This window comes from Phycicoccus duodecadis (assembly GCF_002846495.1).
Lineage (GTDB): Bacteria > Actinomycetota > Actinomycetes > Actinomycetales > Dermatophilaceae > Phycicoccus > Phycicoccus duodecadis.
In genome coordinates, this window is record NZ_PJNE01000001.1 from 2,515,536 (window position 1) to 2,532,892 (window position 17,357).

Annotated in this window: 14 protein-coding genes; 6 read left to right on the plus strand and 8 right to left on the minus strand. The window is 73.0% G+C overall.

Features of this window, described 5'->3' with window-relative positions:
* The first annotated feature begins 297 nt into the window (after nt 1–297).
* The 4 genes from ATL31_RS11725 (at nt 298) to ATL31_RS11740 (ending at nt 4,500) form a co-directional block, all read left to right on the plus strand.
* Complete coding sequence (locus ATL31_RS11725) at nt 298–1,086, plus strand: metallophosphoesterase family protein (RefSeq protein ID WP_101395927.1); 789 nt, start codon at nt 298–300, stop codon at nt 1,084–1,086.
* A gap of 187 nt (nt 1,087–1,273) precedes the next feature.
* Complete coding sequence (locus tag ATL31_RS11730; protein WP_245862360.1) at nt 1,274–2,629, plus strand: ABC transporter substrate-binding protein; 1,356 nt, start codon at nt 1,274–1,276, stop codon at nt 2,627–2,629.
* 126 nt (nt 2,630–2,755) lie between these two features.
* A complete protein-coding gene (locus ATL31_RS11735) occupies nt 2,756–3,688 on the plus strand; it encodes a carbohydrate ABC transporter permease (RefSeq protein WP_101395929.1) in 933 nt (310 codons plus the stop codon).
* On the plus strand, nt 3,685–4,500 hold the full coding sequence (locus ATL31_RS11740) for a carbohydrate ABC transporter permease (RefSeq protein ID WP_101395930.1): 816 nt from the start codon (nt 3,685–3,687) through the stop codon (nt 4,498–4,500). The genes ATL31_RS11735 and ATL31_RS11740 overlap by 4 nt, the downstream gene beginning before the upstream one ends.
* Before the next feature lie 48 nt (nt 4,501–4,548).
* Here ATL31_RS11740 and ATL31_RS11745 read toward each other — a convergent pair whose 3' ends face one another.
* Nucleotides 4,549–5,553, minus strand: coding sequence for a LacI family DNA-binding transcriptional regulator (locus ATL31_RS11745; protein WP_211284021.1), 1,005 nt, complete (start codon nt 5,551–5,553; stop codon nt 4,549–4,551).
* 77 nt (nt 5,554–5,630) lie between these two features.
* Nucleotides 5,631–6,866, minus strand: coding sequence for an ROK family protein (locus ATL31_RS11750; RefSeq protein ID WP_101395931.1), 1,236 nt, complete (start codon nt 6,864–6,866; stop codon nt 5,631–5,633).
* Between the two features lie 29 nt (nt 6,867–6,895).
* Here ATL31_RS11750 and xylA point away from each other — a divergent pair, with 29 nt between their 5' ends.
* Together xylA and ATL31_RS11760 are read left to right on the plus strand one after the other, a co-directional pair.
* Nucleotides 6,896–8,113 (plus strand): xylose isomerase, encoded by a 1,218-nt coding sequence (gene xylA / locus ATL31_RS11755; protein ID WP_425440339.1) that lies wholly within the window; start codon nt 6,896–6,898, stop codon nt 8,111–8,113.
* A gap of 100 nt (nt 8,114–8,213) precedes the next feature.
* A complete protein-coding gene (locus ATL31_RS11760; RefSeq protein WP_101395933.1) occupies nt 8,214–8,789 on the plus strand; it encodes a peroxidase-related enzyme in 576 nt (191 codons plus the stop codon).
* Nucleotides 8,790–8,847: 58 nt separating this feature from the next.
* On the opposite strand, the gene ATL31_RS11765 is transcribed toward ATL31_RS11760, so the two are convergent.
* From ATL31_RS11765 to ATL31_RS11790, 6 genes are all read right to left on the minus strand, one after another.
* Nucleotides 8,848–9,816, minus strand: a complete 969-nt coding sequence (locus tag ATL31_RS11765; RefSeq protein ID WP_101395934.1) for an alpha/beta hydrolase — start codon at nt 9,814–9,816, stop codon at nt 8,848–8,850.
* Nucleotides 9,817–9,953: 137 nt separating this feature from the next.
* On the minus strand, nt 9,954–10,958 hold the full coding sequence (locus tag ATL31_RS11770) for a CdaR family protein (protein WP_101395935.1): 1,005 nt from the start codon (nt 10,956–10,958) through the stop codon (nt 9,954–9,956).
* Between the two features lie 14 nt (nt 10,959–10,972).
* A complete protein-coding gene (locus ATL31_RS11775) occupies nt 10,973–12,469 on the minus strand; it encodes a carboxylesterase/lipase family protein (RefSeq protein ID WP_101395936.1) in 1,497 nt (498 codons plus the stop codon).
* A gap of 89 nt (nt 12,470–12,558) precedes the next feature.
* Nucleotides 12,559–12,774 carry a hypothetical protein gene (locus ATL31_RS11780; RefSeq protein ID WP_245862363.1) on the minus strand — a complete coding sequence of 72 codons (216 nt, stop codon included), beginning with the start codon at nt 12,772–12,774 and terminating at the stop codon, nt 12,559–12,561.
* Entirely contained in the window at nt 12,771–14,222 is a 1,452-nt protein-coding gene (locus ATL31_RS11785) for a glycosyltransferase family 2 protein (RefSeq protein ID WP_101395937.1), read from the minus strand. Before ATL31_RS11785 ends, ATL31_RS11780 begins: the two co-directional genes overlap by 4 nt.
* Nucleotides 14,219–17,257 carry a bifunctional diguanylate cyclase/phosphodiesterase gene (locus ATL31_RS11790; protein WP_101395938.1) on the minus strand — a complete coding sequence of 1,013 codons (3,039 nt, stop codon included), beginning with the start codon at nt 17,255–17,257 and terminating at the stop codon, nt 14,219–14,221. Before ATL31_RS11790 ends, ATL31_RS11785 begins: the two co-directional genes overlap by 4 nt.
* Nucleotides 17,258–17,357: the final 100 nt, after the last annotated feature.

Consider the following 17,357-nt stretch of genomic DNA (forward strand, 5'->3'; position numbering starts at 1 on the left):
TCGACGCCGGGACATCCGCCGGATCGCCCTCCTCGAGCCACCCTCGTACGACCCGGCGGTGGGCGGACACGGGCCCGTCGCCCCGCCCCGCGACGTAGCCTCCCTTGCATGTCCCGTCGTGCCTGGCCACCGCCTCAGGGGGTCCTGGCGACGGCGACCGCCCTGCTCGCGGGCGCGGCGCTGCTGACGGGCTGCGCGGGACCATCCGCCCCGACGCCGACGGGCGCGCCGTCCTCGTCGGCGGGCGCAGCCTCCTCGTCTCCCACCCCGCCCACCCCGAGGGTCCCCACCCGGTCGGTGTCGGGCGTCGCCGTCGGCGACATCGTCTGCCAGGAGGGCGACGAGGTCTCGAGCGGCGCCTGCCGTCAGCAGGAGACCGCCGACCTCGCCTCGAGCCTGGACCCGCAGTTCGTGCTGGCCCTCGGCGACCTGCAGTACGAGTCGGGCGCGCTCGACCAGTTCGAGGCCGCCTGGAAGCCGACCTGGGGTCGTTTCGACGACATCCTGTCCCCCGCCCCGGGCAACCACGAGTACCGCACCACCGACGCCGCCGGCTACCTCTCCTACTTCCACACCCAGCCCTGGTACGCCCGCACCATCGGGTCCTGGCGTGTCTACCTGCTCGACTCCGACTGCAACCACGTCGACTGCCGGAAGGAGGCGGCCTGGCTCACCCGGGAGCTGGCCGCCTCCCCCTCCGTCTGCACGGCGATCGCCATGCACCACCCCCGGGTCTCCTCCGGGCCGCACGGCGACAACACCATGGTCGGGCCGCTCTGGCGGGCCGCCGCCTTCGGCGGGGTCGACCTGGCCCTGACGGCCCACGACCACGACTACGAGCGGTTCGGCCATCTCGACGCCGAGGGCGCGCCGACCGACCCGGGGCAGGGCATCCGCGAGCTCGTGGTCGGCACCGGCGGGCGGTCCCTCTACCGGACCGGGCGGCCCCGGCCGGGTTCGGAGGCCGTCCACGACCGACGGTTCGGCGTCCTGCACCTGACCCTCGACGAGGGCGGCTACGCATGGCAGTTCGTCGCCGTCGGGGGCGAAGTACTCGACCGCGGCAGCGACACCTGCCAGGGCTGAGGACCACGGCCCGGCCCGGGGAGCGACCTCCGTCGTTACCCGGTTGTGACCAGCCACCGCGCCGCAAACTATTGCGCAACGCGTTGCGCCGAGGTCCACTCGATGGCACGTCCCCCGCCGCTCGAGCCGTGCTGCTCGTCGACGGACGGGTCATGACCAGCACGACGAAGGAGTTGGACACATGCGCGTGAGAACCAGCCGACTGATGCCGGGGGCGGGTGCCCTGGTGGCGGTCGTCGCCCTGGCGGCCTGCTCGTCGGGAGCCGTCTCGTCCGGCAGCGGCTCCGGCGGCAGCGGCACCCCCGTCACCCTCAACCTGGCGACCGTGAACAACGGCCAGATGAAGGACATGGAGAAGCTGAAGGGTGAGTACGAGAAGTCCCACCCCGGTGTCACCGTGAACTTCCAGGTGATGGAGGAGGGCGACCTGCGGGCCGCCGTCACCGCCGACGTCGCCAGCCACGCCGGGCAGTACGACATCGTGACGATCGGCGCCTACGAGACCCCGCAGTGGGGCGCGAACGGCTGGCTCGTCGACCTGACCCCGGACCTGAAGGCCGACGCGTCCTACGACGTGAACGACATCCTGCCGCCGGTGCGTGACGTCAACACCTACGACGGCAAGCTCTACGCGGTGCCGTTCTACGGCGAGTCCTCGTTCCTCATGTACCGCAAGGACGTCCTGTCCAAGGCCGGCATCACCTTCTCGGGGACGCCGACCTGGCAGGAGGTCGCGGCCGCCGCCAAGAAGGTCGACAGCCCCGGCATGTCGGGCATCTGCATGCGCGGCAAGCCGGGCTGGGGCGACCTCTTCGGCCCGCTCACCACCGTGATCGAGACGTTCGGCGGCAGCTGGTACGACAAGGACTGGAACGCGACGGTGAACACCCCGGAGTGGAAGCAGGCGGTGACGTTCTACAAGCAGCTGCTCGACGACTCCGGTGAGGCCGACCCCGTCTCGTACTCGTTCAACGAGTGCCTGACCGCGGTGAAGGAGGGCAAGGCCGCGATGTGGGCCGACGCGACGGTCGCCGCGTCCATGCTCGAGGCCGCCGACTCCCCCGTGAAGGGCAAGATGGGCTACGTCCCGATGCCGGTGGTCAAGACCAAGCAGTCCGGCTGGCTGTGGAGCTGGAACCTCGCGATCCCGTCCTCGACGAAGAAGAAGGCCGCCGCGATCGACTTCGTGAAGTGGGCGACCAGCAAGGACTACATCAAGCTCGTCGGGCAGAAGATCGGCTGGAGCAACGTCCCGCCGGGCTCGCGGACCTCGACCTACGAGATCCCGGAGTACAAGCAGGCCGCGGCCGCCTACGCCCCGCTGACGCTCGACGTCATGAGCTCGGTCAACCCGAAGCAGCCGGGCCTGAACCCGCAGCCGTGGGTCGGCATCCAGTACGTCTCCATCCCGGAGTTCCAGGACGTCGGCAACCAGTGCGCCCAGCTGATCGCCGACTACATCGCCGGGCGGAGCTCGGTGGACGACGCGCTCTCGAAGTGCCAGGCCATCGCCCAGAAGGCCGGCGACGCCCACAAGAAGTAGCGGCACCGCCGGGGGTGGGCGCCCAGCACCGGGTGCCGCCCCCCGCGGGGCCGGGGTCGGACCTCCGACCGACCCCGGCCCCCGCGACCGCGCCGTCGACCGTCCGCTCGCCCAGGGAGTCCCACCATGTCCGTCGAGGAGACCCGCACCGTCCAGGCCCGCCCGGCCACCCCGGCACGACGGGTGAACACCAAGGAGCTGTGGTCGGCCCGCGGCCTGCTGCTCCCCGCCGTCGTCGTCCTGGTCCTGCTGACGCAGGTCCCGTTCGTCGTGACGATCGTGTTCTCGCTGCTGCGGTGGAACCTGCTCTACCCCGACGACCGCGGGTTCACGGGTCTGGGCAACTACGCCTCGGCGCTCACCTCCGGTGACCTGGGGCCCTCGATCGTGGCGACCGTGCTCATCACCGCCTTCTCCGTCGCGCTCTCGGTGGTCCTCGGCCTGGCGTTCGCGGTCCTCCTCGACCGCGACTTCCGCGGCCGGGCCCTCGCCCGCACGCTGATGATCACGCCCTTCCTGGTGATGCCGGCCGCGGCCTCCCTCATCTGGAAGTACTCGATGTTCGACACCACCATCGGGATGCTGGACTGGCTGAGCCGGACCCTGCACCTGCCGGTCGTCGCGTGGTCGACCGACCACCCCCTGGCCAGCGTCGTCATCGTGCTGACCTGGCAGTTCACCCCGTTCATGATGCTGATCCTGCTGGCCGGCCTCCAGGGCCAGGACCGGGGCATCCTCGAGGCCGCGCAGGTCGACGGGGCGGGGGCGTGGCGCACCTTCACCTGGATCACGCTGCCGCACCTGCGGATGTACGTCGAGATCGGGGTGCTGCTGGGGTCGGTCATCATCCTGCAGGTCTTCGACCCCATCGCGATCCTCACCAAGGGGACCGGCGGCACCAAGACGCTGGCCTACCTCCTCTACGAGCGCGCCTTCATCGGGCTCGACGTCGGGCAGGCGGCGGCCTACGGCGTGGTCACCGTGATCCTCACGATCATCGTGGCGACGGTGGCGCTGCGCACCCTCTTCAAGGTCTTCATGGCAGGAGGTTCGCGATGACCAGGGCGACCAGGAACGGTCTCGTCACGGTGCTCACCTGGGTGCTCGTACTCGTCTTCTTCTTCCCGGTCTTCTGGATGGTCCTCAACGGTTTCAAGCCGGAGGCGGTCGCGTCGTCGGCGCACCCGAAGCTCTTCTTCACCCCCTCGACCGAGGGCTACCGGCTCGCGATGGACCGCGGCATGCAGGGGTACCTCATCAACTCGGTGACCGCCTCGGTCACGGCGACCATCATCGTCGTCGTCCTGGCGATCCCCGCCGCCTACGCGCTCTCGATCCGGCGGGTCAAGAACGTCGAGGGCGCCCTGACGTTCTTCATCTCCACGCGGTTCATGCCCCTGGCCGCGGTCGTGCTGCCGCTGTTCATGATCCTCAAGACCCTCGGGCTGCTCGACAACGTCTACGTGCTGGCGGTCATCTACGCCGGGGTCAACCTGCCGGTGGCCGTGTGGATGATGCGCTCGTTCTTCCTCGAGGTGCCCTTCGAGATCATCGAGGCCTGCCGGGTCGACGGTGCCGGGCTCGGCCGCGAGATCTTCCGGGTCGCGCTGCCGCTCGTGCTGCCCGGGGTCGCCTCGGCCGCCCTCATCACCTTCATCTTCAGCTGGAACGAGTACTTCCTCGCGACCCTGCTGACCTCCTCCGCCGCCCGCACGACGCCGCCGTTCCTCGGCTCGTTCGTCGACGGGCGCGGCCAGTTCCTCGCGGTCCTGTCGGCCGCGTCGACCATCGCCGCGCTGCCGGTGATCCTGGCCGGGTGGGTGGCGCAGAAGCAGCTCGTGCGCGGGCTGTCGATGGGCGCCATCAAGTGACCGAGAGGGCGCCCCGGGCGCGGTGAAGGAGCGACCGGCTGCGACGGCTCAGTCGCAGCCGCACGACTCCCGGATGACGAGGGACGCCTCGATGCGGACGGTGCGCGCGGGGGTCCCGGGGTCGCTGAGTCGCCGGGTCAGCAGCTCGATCGACTGGGCCCCGATCGCCGAGGTCCCCTGGGCCATGGCGGTCAGCCGGGGGTGGAAGATGTCGGCCCACTCGAAGTCGTCGAACACCGCGACCGCCAGGTCGCCCGGGATGCTCAGCCCCAGCCGCCGGCACGCCTTCATCAGCTCGATGGTCGCCTGGTTGTTGCCGGAGACGACCGCGGTGGGCGCGTCGGGGCCGTCCAGGGCGGTGCGGAGCTGCACCGCGAGCCGCTCGCTGTCGAGGCCGTCGAGGACGGGCACCTCCGGCGCACAGCCGTGCCGCTGGAGACCGAGCCGGAAACCGTCCCAGCGCTCCTGGGTCGTCGTCAGCCCGGGCCGCGGGCTGACGAAGCAGAACCGGCGGTGCCCGTGCCCCGCGAGATGGGCGACCAGGGCGGCCGTGGCCTCGACGTTCTCGGAGCCGACCTGGTCCAGGCCGAGCGGCAGCAACCGGTCGATCAGCACCACGGGGACGGCGTTGTGACGGGCGTAGGCGAGCGCCGCCGAGGGGTCGGCGGACGGCGCCAGGATGACGCCGCTGACGCCCCGGCGCAGCAGGTCCGTCATCGCCCGGACCTCGTTGGCGGGGTCGTCGTGGGGGTCGGCCAGCACGAGCGAGTAGCCGTCGAGGATGGCGCGACGGTCCATGGCCTGCACCACGGTGCCGAAGTAGGGGTTGGTCATGGCCGACATGGCGATGCCGATGGTCATGGCGTCCGGGTCGGAGCCGGTGTGGCCGGGGCCGACGTACCCCAGCCGCGCCATCGCCGTGAGGACCGCCTGTTCCGTCTCGGGCGCCACGGGCCGGGTCTTGTTGACCACGTGCGAGACCGTCGACTTCGAGACGCCGGCCGCGACCGCGACCGCGCCCATGGACGGGGAGGAGCTCTGCCGGCGTGCCACCCCCACATGATGCCCGTTGCGCAACAGTTTCGCAGCAGGTCCGGGGGTGTCGCCGCGGCCGGCCGCCCACCCTCGGGTCAGGAGGCCGCCGCCACCCACGCGGCCGGGTGGGCCAGGACCGCCGCCAGCTCGCGCAGCGCGGCCCCGGACGCCCCGGCCGCCGGGATCTCTCCCCCGGAGGAGACCACGGGGGCGACCCAGCGGGCCGAGAGCGCACGGGTGCGCAGGTGGCCTTCGAGCTCGGGGCGCAGCAGGTCGCCGACCTCGGCCAGGAGGCCGCCCACCACGACGGCCGGGATGTCGAGGACGTTGACCACCCCGGCCAGCACGACACCCAGGGCCCAGGCCGCCCGGCGCAGCGCCGCGAGCGTCGTGGGGTCCCCCGCGCGCGCGGCGTCGGCGAGGTCGCGGCCCGTGGCCGTGGGCGGCAGCCCGGCCGCCGACAGCAGGGCCTCACGCCCCACGTACCGCTCCAGACAGCCGGTGGACCCGCAGGGACACGGCGGCCCGGCCGGGTCGACGGTGACGTGACCGATCTCGCCGGCCCACCCGTGCCGGCCCGGCATGCCGGCGCCCCCGAGTACGACCGAGCCACCGATGCCCACCTCCCCGGAGAGGTAGACGAAGTCGGTCAGGTGCCCGGGCCGGCCCGGTGCGACCTGCGCGACGGTCCGGGCCGCGAGGTCGGCCTCGTTGCCGAGCCGCGGCACCATCCCGGCCACGACGGGGAGGTCGGCGACGCCCAGGTCGCTCCACCCCAGGTTGGGCGCCAGCAGCAGCTCGGTCCCCGCCGGCGAGACCAGTCCCGGCAACGCCAGCCCGGCGCCGGCCAGCCGTACCCCGGGCGGGACGTCGGCGACCACCTCCTCGGCCAGCCGGCGCAGACGGGCGAGCGTGCCCGCGGGCTCGGACCCGACGAAGGAGCCCGGGGCCACCCGCTCGGCCACCGCGCGCCCGCGCAGGTCGAGGACCCGGGCCGCGAGGAACCCTGCGTCGACCTGGAGCCCCAGGGCCGCGACCCGCGCCCCCGGCGTGAGGGGCGTGGCCGGGCGTCCGCGCCCGGTGGTCGTCCCCGGCTCGAGCTCGTCCAGGACCCCGCCCCCGACCAGCTCGTCGACCAGACGGGAGACGGTGGACCGCGTCATCGCGGTGCGGCCGGCCACCTCGGCCCTCGACACCGGCTCCGCCGAGGCGCACACGGTGGCGGCCACCAGCGCGAGGTTCGCCTCGCGCACCGAGGACTGGGTGGCCCGCGACGCGCCCCCCGCCGGCCTCCCGGGCCAGCGGGCCGGGGGCGGGGGGGCCGACGACACGGGGTTGACGATAGCCGACTCCGGTGATTATGTTTTGTCACACAACAAATACGACGAAGGAGCACACCGTGGTGCGACGCCCCACCCCCGAGGACAAGTTCTCGTTCGGCCTGTGGACCGTGGGCTGGACGGGGACGGACCCGTTCGGCGGGCCCACCCGCCCCGCCCTGGACCCGTGGGAGTACGCCGAGAAGCTCGCCGAGCTCGGGGCCTGGGGCGTGACCTTCCACGACAACGACGTCTTCCCCTTCGACGCCGACGCCGCGACCAAGGAGCGCATCGTCTCGCGCTTCCGGCAGGCGACCGACGCCGCGGGGCTGGTCATCGAGATGGTCACCACCAACACCTTCAGCCACCCCGTCTTCAAGGACGGCGGCCTCACGAGCAACGACCGGGGGGTGCGGCGCTTCGGCCTGCGCAAGGTGCTGCACGCGGTCGACCTCGCCGCCGAGCTGGGCGCGACGACGTTCGTCATGTGGGGCGGGCGCGAGGGGAGCGAGTACGACGGGTCCAAGGACGTCTACTCGGCGATGGAGCGCTACAAGGAGGGTCTCGACACCGTCGCCGGCTACATCAAGGCCCAGGGCCACGACCTGCGCATCGCGCTGGAGCCCAAGCCGAACGAGCCGCGCGGCGACATCTTCCTGCCCACCGCCGGGCACGCGCTGGCCCTGATCGCCGAGCTCGAGCACGGCGACATCGTGGGCCTGAACCCCGAGACCGGCCACGAGCAGATGGCCAACCTCAACTACACCCACGGCCTCGGCCAGGCGCTGTGGAGCGGCAAGCTGTTCCACATCGACCTCAACGGCCAGCGCGGCCTGAAGTACGACCAGGACCTCGTCTTCGGCCACGGCGACCTGACCTCGGCCTTCTTCACCGTCGACCTCATCGAGAACGGGTTCCCGGGCCACCCCGACGGCCCGCGCTACGACGGCCCGCGCCACTTCGACTACAAGCCCTCGCGCACCGAGCACCTGGACGGCGTGTGGGAGTCGGCCAAGGCCTGCATGTCGACCTACCTCCTGCTCGCCGACAAGGCCCGGGCCTTCCGCGCGGACCCCCGGGTCCAGGAGGCGATGGAGTACGCCGGCGTGCTCGACCTCGCGCGCCCGACCCTGGACGCCGGCGAGTCCGTCGAGGACTTCCTCGCCGCCGACGACGGCTTCGACCCCGAGAAGGCCGGCGAGCGCGACTTCGGGTTCGTGCGGCTGCAGCAGCTGGCGATCGAGCACCTCATCGGCTGACGTGACCCTGGGGTCGAGGACCCGCTCACCCCGGCCCGCACACCCGCCCCCTCGGCGATACTCGGGAGCCCGGCACGACCGCGAGAAGGGCGACGACACCATGACCGGCATCAGCGCAGCCACCCGCTACCCCCTGGCCGACCTCACGGAGGTGCCCGACGACATCCGCGACCGCATCCTGGCGGTGCAGGAGAAGTCCGGGTTCGTCCCGTCGGTGTTCCTCGTCCTGGCCCGCCGCCCCGACGAGTTCCGCGCGTTCTTCGCCTACCACGACGCGCTCATGGAGGGCCCGGGCACGCTGAGCAAGGCCGAGCGCGAGATGGTCGTGGTGGCCACCTCGAGCCACAACCACTGCCTCTACTGCGTGGTCGCGCACGGCGCCATCCTGCGGATCCGCGCCAAGGACCCCTTGGTCGCCGACCAGGTGGCGGTCAACCACCGCACGGCCGACATCACCCCGCGCCAGCACGCCATGCTGGACTTCGCGCTCAAGGTCACCGCGGCCTCGCACACCATCGACGACAGCGACCACGAGGCGCTGGCCGCGCACGGCTTCACCGCCGAGGACGCCTGGGACATCGCCGCCATCGCCGCGTTCTTCGGCCTGTCGAACCGGATGGCCAACGTCACCGAGATGCGGCCCAACCCCGAGTTCTACGCGATGGGCCGCGGCTGAGGCCGGGCCGCGGCGCGGTAGGCCCGTCGGACTGGCTGGGGACCCACCGCGCCGGACCTCAGCCGGCGAGGGTCTTGGCCACCCAGGCGTTGCGCGTCGCGGTCATGGCTTGGGCCACGGCCGTGTGCGGCGCCATCAGGTCGAAGCCGTGGAAGCCGCCGGGCCACACGTGCAGGTCGGCCTGCACGCCGGCGTGCCACAGGGCGGTCGCGTACGCCACGTCCTCGTCACGGAACACCTCGGCGGTGGCGCAGTCGATGTACGCGGGCGGGAGCCCCGAGAGGTCGGTGGCCCGCGCCGGGGCCGCGTAGACCGAGACGTCGTCGGTCCCCCGCCGGTCGCCCAGCAGCGCCGACCATCCCGTGATGTTGCTCGTCCGGTCCCAGACGCCGACGCCGTCGATCTGCGCGGTCGACACCGTCGCGTCGCGGTCGTCGAGCATCGGGTAGATCAACAGCTGGCCCACCAGCTCCGGCCCCCCACGGTCGCGGGCGAGCAGCGCGGTGCCGGCGGCGAGGCCGCCACCGGCGCTGGCGCCGGCGATGAGCAGCCGCCCGAGGTCCAGGCCGAGCTCGTCCGCGTGGTCGGCGGTCCACACCAAGCCGGCGTAGCAGTCCTCCACCGGGAAGGGGTCGGGGTACTCGGGCGCGAGGCGGTACTCGACCGTCACGACGACGGCGCCGAGCTCGGTGATCCACGGCAGGAACTGCGGCAGCCCGGTGAACCGGTCGCCGATGATCATCCCGCCGCCATGGGTGTGGAACACGACCGGGGACGGCCCCGTACGCCCCTCCGCCTCCAGCACGGTGACCTCGATCTCGTCGCCCTGGTGCCCGGGGATCGTGTGGTCGGTGCGGCGCACCCCCGCCTCCGCGAGCACCTCGTCGACCGGGACGTCGATGGGGAGGGGCTGGCGCAGGGCCGGGATCATGTCGGGGGTCAGGCTGCTCGGCAGCACGTCGGCCAGGGCGACGAGCACGGCCTCGAGCTCGGGGTCGAACGGTGGGCGGGGCACGGTCGTGGCCATCGGCGGTCTCCTTCGTCCTGCGTCACCACGGTGTGACGCGTGCGTCCATCGTCCGCGACGCCGACCGCCCACCGCACCCGCCAGACGGGGCCGATCCGGGCGAGGGCATCCGCCATTCGCGCGGTGCCGGCCCGCGGCTAGCCGGTGGGAGGCGCGGGCGTCCCCACGCGCAGCAGGTGCGCGACCCGCGCCACCCGGTAGCGGGCGCCGCCGAGCGGACCCCCCGGGTCGTACCCGAGCTCCTCGGCCAGCCGCCCCCGTCGCGACGCCAGGCTCGAGTGGTGCATCCCCAGGGTGGCGGCGGCCTGCCGCAGGCTGTCGGACTCGACGACGGCGTCGAGCACCTCGAGCGAGCGGGGGTCGAGGCGGTGCAGGGCGTCGACGTCCGGATGCGGGGTGGCCCGGCGGTCGAGCGCGTCGGCCGCCTCCAGAAGGGCGCCCAGCTCCTCGGCGTCGACCGCCCCGCCCCGTGCGCGGCCCACGCGCAGGGCCAGCTGCGCCTCGGCCCAGGACCGCGGCAGGTGCAGCACCCCGCCCCACGTGCCCCGCCCCACCGGGCCGCTCAGGTCCCCCGGGGGGTCGCCGGGGCCGACCACGGCGGCGCGCACCGGGCCGTGCTCGGTGGCCAGCACGACCGAGGACCCCGCGACGGCCCGCTCCGCCGGATGGGCGACGACCCGCACCCGCGCGCCCAACCGCCGCCGCACGGCCATGGCCTCACGCTCGGCCGCCGGGCGCTCGCCGTCCACGAGCACGGCGACGGGTGACAGCGTGCGCTCGTGGTGGCGATGGCGCACCAGGGACAGGGCGAGGGCGCACCGCTCGACCACGAGGGCGTCGTTCGCATGGGCGGGGCCCTGACGCTCGACCCACACGTGCGCGTCGGCCGCGGGGCGGGCCGGCCAGCCGGGCTCGGCGACGAGGTCGGGGCGCGGGTCGAGGCGCCGGCCGTCGGGGGCGACCCGCAGCCCGCCCCCCGGCCACGAGGCGCCCGCGACCGCGCCGGTGAGCACCGCGGCGCCCCGCAGCACCGCGTCCGCACCGGCCGACGCCGCGATCAGCGTGTCGAAGTACCCGATGACCTTGAGCCCCTCGCCGGACTCCGGGTCGAGGGCGCTCAGCCGTCCTACCAGCTCCTGCATGTCGCCGTGGGCTTCTACCGGATGCCGTCCCAGAGGGCTCGCTCGTCGCCGTCCGGGTCGTCGGTGACGGTGACGACGTCGGTGATGATGCCGGTGGTGCGCGCCCCGCGGGTGTACGGGGGCCAGCCGGGGTCGCCGCTGGTCACGAAGTCGACCCACACGCGGTGCGCCGTCGCCGCTACCGCCGGGTCGGGGTCGGGGCCGATCAGCGGCTCGTTCTGGGCGAGGCCGATGGTGTCGAACACGTACGGGATCTCCACCGCGTGCACGGCCCCGAGGCGGTGGTTCGCCTCCGGGGACGGGTGGTCGAACCGGTAGGCCCAGGTCGTGCCGCCCCCGTCCTCGCGGGCCTCGGCGTGCCGGATGGCCGGGACGGCGAAGAACCAGTCGGTGACGACGGCGGCCATCACGTCGCCGGGCGACTCGCCCTCGTGGTGGTCGCGGTAGGTCTGCAACCCCTCGGGGCCCAGACCGTAGGCGGCCGCGCCCCCCTGGAGGGTCGGCTCGTCGACGTGGTCGATGGCGCCGGGGGCGACCAGGAAGAGACGGGACTCCTGCCGGTTCGAGCCCACGAGGACCCGCACCTCGGACGAGGCGCCGCCGGCGAAGGCCGCCAGCGGGTGCTCGGGCAGGACCGTGCCGTCGGCCACCGGGGCGAAGGGGAGCAGGCTGAGGGCCAGGGCCCCCCACGTCGCCGGGTCGGGCCTGGTCTGCACCTCGACCACGAGGTCGGCGGCAGCCCGGGTCAGGCGGGGGATCTCGACCCGGGAGAGCGCCTCCCGGGTCGGCTCGACGCCCAGCGACGCGGCGAGGGTGCGCCCGACGGTCGCGGCGACCTCGGGGGTGAGGGTGTGCGCGGCCGCCCCCGACTGCGTGATGGCCTGCTGGAAGAGGCCGCGCGCGCTCGGCATCGCCAGCAGGGTCGTCACGCTCATCGCCCCGGCGGACTCCCCCGCGACGGTGACCCGCCCCGGGTCGCCGCCGAACGCCGCGATGTTGTCGCGCACCCAGGCCAGGGCCGCGACCTGGTCCTGGAGCCCGATGTTCGCCAGGCCCTGCTCGGCGTCGCCCTCGGTGAAGAGGAAGCCGTCGGCGGCGAGCCGGTAGTTGATGGTCACGCACACGACACCGTCGCGCGCGAACGCCGACCCGTCGTACGCGAGCACCGAACCCGACCCGTTCATGAACGAGCCGCCGTGGACCCACACCAGGACCGGGCGGGCGGCGCCGGCGGTCTCCGCGGGGGCCCACACGTTGAGGTTCAGGCACTCCTCACCGGGGATGACCTGCTCGGGGAAGAGCTTCTGGTACTGCGGTGGGTAGTCGCCCTTGGGGACGGTCGGGCCGTACGCCGTCGCGTCACGGACCCCCTGCCACGGCGTGACGGGCCGGGGTGGCCGCATCCGGTTCTCGCCGAACGGGGCTGCGGCGTACGGGATGCCGAGGAAACGGCTGACGCCGCCCTCGGTCACGCCGCTCACGACGCCGCCGGCGACCTGGACCTCGACCATGGCTGTGCTCCTCGCTCCTCGCTGAACGACCGCTTCCGCAGCGTAGGCCCTCCCGGGCGGGCGCGGTCGGTCAGCCTCCGCCCACGCCCTCAGTGCCCCGCGTCCGGGTGGATGCTGCGGGTCCGGTCGCGCGCGTAGCGACGGGGCAGCCAGTCCCTCGGGTAGAGCTTCGGCAGGATCTTGCCGACGGCCAGGGCCAGGTACATCACGGTGTTGATCGCGACGAACACGGTCAGCACTGCGAACCACGGGGTGGCGAGGACCGACTCGGGCAGGACGATCCCGGCGGGGACGAGGGCGCTCATCGGCGCTCCCCGTTCTCGACCAGCACGCGTCCGTCGGCGGCCTTGACCACGTGCTGCCACTGCGCCCGCTTGCCGGTGAGGATGTCGAGGACGCCCCGCACGTACACGACGTTGAGCACCGTGGCGTAGACCAGCTCGGGGATCAGCAGCGCGCCGAGGATGCGCGCGCGCCAGCCTCCGCGCCACACGCTGACGATGCGCTCGACGACGAAGACCGCGCCGACGCCGAACCAGAACGGGAAGAGCACGGCATGGTCGAGGGCCAGGCTCATCACGACGATGAGCGCGAAGTACGAGCTGAGCGCCACCACGCCGTAGCCGATCCCGAGCTGCTGGGCCCAGTACCGCAGGGTCTGCGGGGTCAGCCCGTAGGAGCCGAGGTTCTCGAGCGCCCCGCGCTGCCAGCGCAGGCGCTGGGCCCACAGGGCCCCCCAGGTGGGCATGACCTCGGTGACGACCGAGCACTCCTGGGGCGAGATCATCAGAGCGCCCAGCGACTTCAGGGCCAGGGTGAGCTCGTTGTCCTCGGTCAGGGCCGCGGTGTCGTAGACGTCGCCGCGCTGGCCCGGCAGGGCGCGGCCGCGCTGCTCGGCGACCTCGCGCAGGGCGCCGGAACGGAAGACCGACGCCGTGCCGGTGAGGACGAAGAGCCGGCCACGACGGCGGCGGATCTCGCGGCTGTAGCGCGTGTACTCGTTGCGCTGCAGCTGGCCCAGCAGGCCGCCGCCCTCCTCCCCGTAGAAGAGGCCGCCGACGGCCATCAGCGCGCGGTCACTGGTCATCCGGGCCCTTACCACGCTGAGGTAGCCCTGGTCGAGCACGGTGTCGGCGTCCATCACCATGACGCAGTCGTTCTCGCCCAGGCCGGGCAGGAGCCGCTTGAGGGCCTGGTTCAGCGCGCCGGCCTTCTTGTGGACGTTGTCGGTGCTGCGCAGGACCTCGACGCCCATCCGCTCCGCGATCTCCTCGGTGCCGTCGGTGCAGTTGTCGGCGACGACGATGACGCGGTCGGGGCGGTCGTGCTGCTCGAGCAGCGAGCGGATGGTCGCGGCGATGCGGTCGGCCTCGTTGTGCGCGGGGATGAGGACGGTGACGGTCACCTCGCCGTGGAAGACACCGGCGGTGCGGGCCATCACCGGCTTGGGGGCCAGCGGCGTCGCACGGACGTCGTCGGAGCGGCGGTAGCGGGTGGCGATGCGGCGCTCGACCCCGGCGACCCCGGCCGCCAGCAGCAGCGCGATGGCCACCGCGACGAGGATGAGCCGCGTCGAGGGCGCCTGGGTGTCGTACAGGACGCTCCAGAGACCGAAGACCAGACCCTCCTTGGGCCGCCGCAGGGAGTCGGGGTCGCTCAGGCTGAGCCCGAACCACAACATCAGGGCGGCCCCGAGCGCCATCCCCAGGACGACGACACCGACCCCCCGCTCGAGCCGACGCTTGTTCTTCATGCGAGGTCTCCTCCGACCAGCAGGGCGGACGGGCTGTCCGCTGCGAGTGATCCCGACGTGGTCCAGCTCGAGGTGCCGCCGTCGAGGTGGCGCGACACGAAGGTGTCGAACGGCACCGGCTCACCGATGTAGTACCCCTGGGCGTAGTCGACGCCGAGCTCGCGCACGACGTCGAGGACGGCGGCCTCGGCCACGAACTCGGCGACGGTCTCCTTGCCGAGGTTGCGGGCGACGCCGACGATCGAGCGCAGGATGGCCCGGTCGACCGCCGAGGTGTGCGCCCCGGCCACGAACTCGCCGTCGATCTTGACGATGTCGAACGGCAGGTGCTTGAGGTAGTAGAAGGAGCCGAAGCCGGCCCCGAAGTCGTCGATGGCGACGCGGGTCCCCATCGCGCCGAGGCGCTGGCTGAAGGCGCGCGCGGCGGGCACGTCGGCCACCGCCGCGGTCTCGGTGGCCTCGACGACGAACTTGTGGGGTGCGACGCCGTGCCGGTGCAACGCCTCGACGAACTCGCGCTCGACCGACTCGTCACCGATCGAGTGCCCCGAGAGGTTGACCTCGAGCACCAGCTCGGGGGCGTACTCGTGCAGCCGCGACAGGGTGGCCACGGCGTGGCGGATGACCCACTTGTCGAGCTCCGGGGCCAGACCGGCCCGCTCGGCCACGTGCACGAAGCGGCCGGGGCTCACGGGCTGGCCCTCGCGGTCGACCAGGCGCAGCAGGGCCTCGGCGGCCACGATGCGGTTCGAGCGCACGTCGAGGATGGGCTGCAGGTACAGCTCGAAGGCGTCGTTCTCGATCGCTGACTCGATGCGCGCCATCCACTCCAGGCGGGCGCCGGAGCGCGGCTGCTCGGTGCCCGAGGGGTCGAGGACCGCGTGCTGGTTGCGGCCCGCCTCCTTGGCGTCGTACAGCAGCATGTCGGCGAGGGCCAGCGGGTCGACGGCCTGCTGGGCGGCGGCGGCGAAGGTCACGGCCCCGACGCTCACGGTGACGCGGCGCTTGGCCCCGTCGAGCGACTGGCAGTGCGCGCGCACCCGCTCGACCAGCATCCGCGCCACGGCTTCGGCCCCGGCCTGGTCCGCGTCCGGCAGCAGCACGGCGAACTCGTCGCCGCCGAGCCGGGCCACGAGGTCGCCCCCGCGGAGGGAGTCCCGCACGACGGTCGAGATCGACACGATCAGCTCGTCGCCGGCCGTGTGGCCCATCGTGTCGTTGACCTCCTTGAAGTTGTCGAGGTCGAGCAGCAGCAGCGCGCCGCTGGGGCCGCGGCGGGCGCACAGCCGCAGGTGCTCCTCGAGGGTCTCGTCGAAGCGGCGGCGGTTCGGCATCGCGGTCAGGGCGTCGTGGTCGGCGAGGTAGGTCAGGCGTTCCTCGTAGCGCCGGCGCTCCGAGAAGTCGACGACGTTGACGAGGATGACCTCGTCGTCCTCGTCGGGGCTCGACAGCACCCGGCTGGTGAGCGACACGTGGGCGTCGGTGCCGTCGAGGCTCTCGATGGTCCAGTCGCCCACGAGCAGCTCGCCGGGGAAGGCCACGGCCCGCTGGAGGTAGACCGACATCTTGTCGCGGTGGGTCGGCGAGAGGTCGCCGAAGTCCATGCCGACGACGTCCTCGACGGTGCGGCCGGCCAGCGCCGCCAGCGAGTCGTTGACCTGCAGGACCCGGCCCCTGAGGTCGAGGACCGCGACCCCGTGGGGGGCATCGGAGATGAGCCGCTCGGTGCGCTGGCGCTCGGCCTCCAGGGCGTGCAGGCGCGCCTGCTCGTCGGAGACGTCGTGGAAGACCAGCAGGACCCGGTCGACCGGGCCGTCGCCCCCGTGCATCGGCACGGCGTCGATGGCGACGAGCCGGTGCTCGCCGGAGTACCGGTCCTCGCTGAGGACGAGCGAACCCCGCACGTTCTCGCCCGCGAGCGCCCGCACCGAGGGCTGTTCGTCGTCGGGCATGACGCTGCCGTCGGGGCGGCGCGCCACGAAGGTGGTCGGCTCGAAGAAGCTCTCGCCGTCACCCAGCCACTGCCCGGCCGCGTCGTTGTGCAGCAGGACGGCGCCGGCGCGGTCGATGACGACGACGGCGTCGGGGATGGTCTCGGTGATGACGCGCAGGTCGTCGGCCTGGGTGCCGGAGTACCGGGCCGCCCGGGCCAGCTCGCCCAGCAGCCCGTCGCGCTCGCGCTGCACGGTCGCCACGACCACGGGCAGACCCACCGCCAGCAGCATGTAGGACTGCAGCGTCACGGCGAAGGCCAGCGGGTCGTCGATGGTGCCGAACTGGCCGCCGCCGAAGCCGCGCACCAGGTACAGGGTGGTGAAGGCACCCAGCACCCCCTCGGCCGCGGCCAGGGGCAGGGGGAGCCGGAGCCCGGCCCAGAACAGCAGCGCGAGCGGCAGGAAGCTGAGCGGGAGGGTGCGACCCGGCCCGAAGACGACCCAGAGCAGGGCCACCGTGAACGCGAAGAGCGGTGCGGCCCGGAGCAGCGCGCGACCGCTGCTGCGCAGGGCGGTGCCGCGCACCGCCAGGCCCGGCGCGGAGATCACGACGACCGCGGCCCCGTTGCGCACGACCCAGCTCAGGGTGGTCTCCCACGTCACGTCCGTGGTCGAGAGCGCGAGCCCGGTCATCCCGAGGATGGTGCTGAGGGTCACCGCGACGGCGCTCGCGGCCAGGAAGCGGTAGATGTCGGTGAGGCTGCTCAGCGCGGCCGGGCGCAGGTCGTGCCACCAGCGCCGGGCGGGGTCACCCACCATCACGGCGCGGACCGCGACGACGAACACGGCGTTGGCCAGGCCCAGGAAGAAGGCGGTGGTGACCGGCATCCCGGTCCAGCCGTTGCCGACGGCCGCCACCAGGAAGACGAAGCCGGTGGCGATGTTCACCTCACGGCGCGAGGCGGCGTACAGGCCCCAGAGCACGGCGACGCCGGCCGGCGGCCAGAAGAGCGCCAGGCCGGTCTCGGGCAGGATCGTCGCGCGCCCGACCACGACCGAGGCCGTGAAGGCGACGACGAACAGAGCCGTCCTCGTGATCATGTGGTGCGTGTCCCTGGATCCGTGGTGGGGATCCCCTGCAGTGCACCTCCATGCTCCCCGTCATCGCGCCTCCGCGCGAGCCGGGGTGACCGATTCGAGC

Bases quoted from the DNA above. Each gene is read 5' to 3' on its own strand.
- ATL31_RS11785 (WP_101395937.1), bottom strand. From the start codon at position 14,222: ATGAAGAACAAGCGTCGGCTCGAGCGGGGGGTCGGTGTCGTCGTCCTG.
- ATL31_RS11765 (WP_101395934.1), bottom strand. From the start codon at position 9,816: ATGGCCACGACCGTGCCCCGCCCACCGTTCGACCCCGAGCTCGAGGCC.
- ATL31_RS11780 (WP_245862363.1), bottom strand. From the start codon at position 12,774: ATGAGCGCCCTCGTCCCCGCCGGGATCGTCCTGCCCGAGTCGGTCCTC.
- ATL31_RS11770 (WP_101395935.1), bottom strand. From the start codon at position 10,958: ATGCAGGAGCTGGTAGGACGGCTGAGCGCCCTCGACCCGGAGTCCGGC.
- ATL31_RS11760 (WP_101395933.1), top strand. From the start codon at position 8,214: ATGACCGGCATCAGCGCAGCCACCCGCTACCCCCTGGCCGACCTCACG.
- ATL31_RS11775 (WP_101395936.1), bottom strand. From the start codon at position 12,469: ATGGTCGAGGTCCAGGTCGCCGGCGGCGTCGTGAGCGGCGTGACCGAG.
- ATL31_RS11740 (WP_101395930.1), top strand. From the start codon at position 3,685: ATGACCAGGGCGACCAGGAACGGTCTCGTCACGGTGCTCACCTGGGTG.
- ATL31_RS11735 (WP_101395929.1), top strand. From the start codon at position 2,756: ATGTCCGTCGAGGAGACCCGCACCGTCCAGGCCCGCCCGGCCACCCCG.
- xylA (WP_425440339.1), top strand. From the start codon at position 6,896: ATGTTTTGTCACACAACAAATACGACGAAGGAGCACACCGTGGTGCGA.
- ATL31_RS11790 (WP_101395938.1), bottom strand. From the start codon at position 17,257: ATGATCACGAGGACGGCTCTGTTCGTCGTCGCCTTCACGGCCTCGGTC.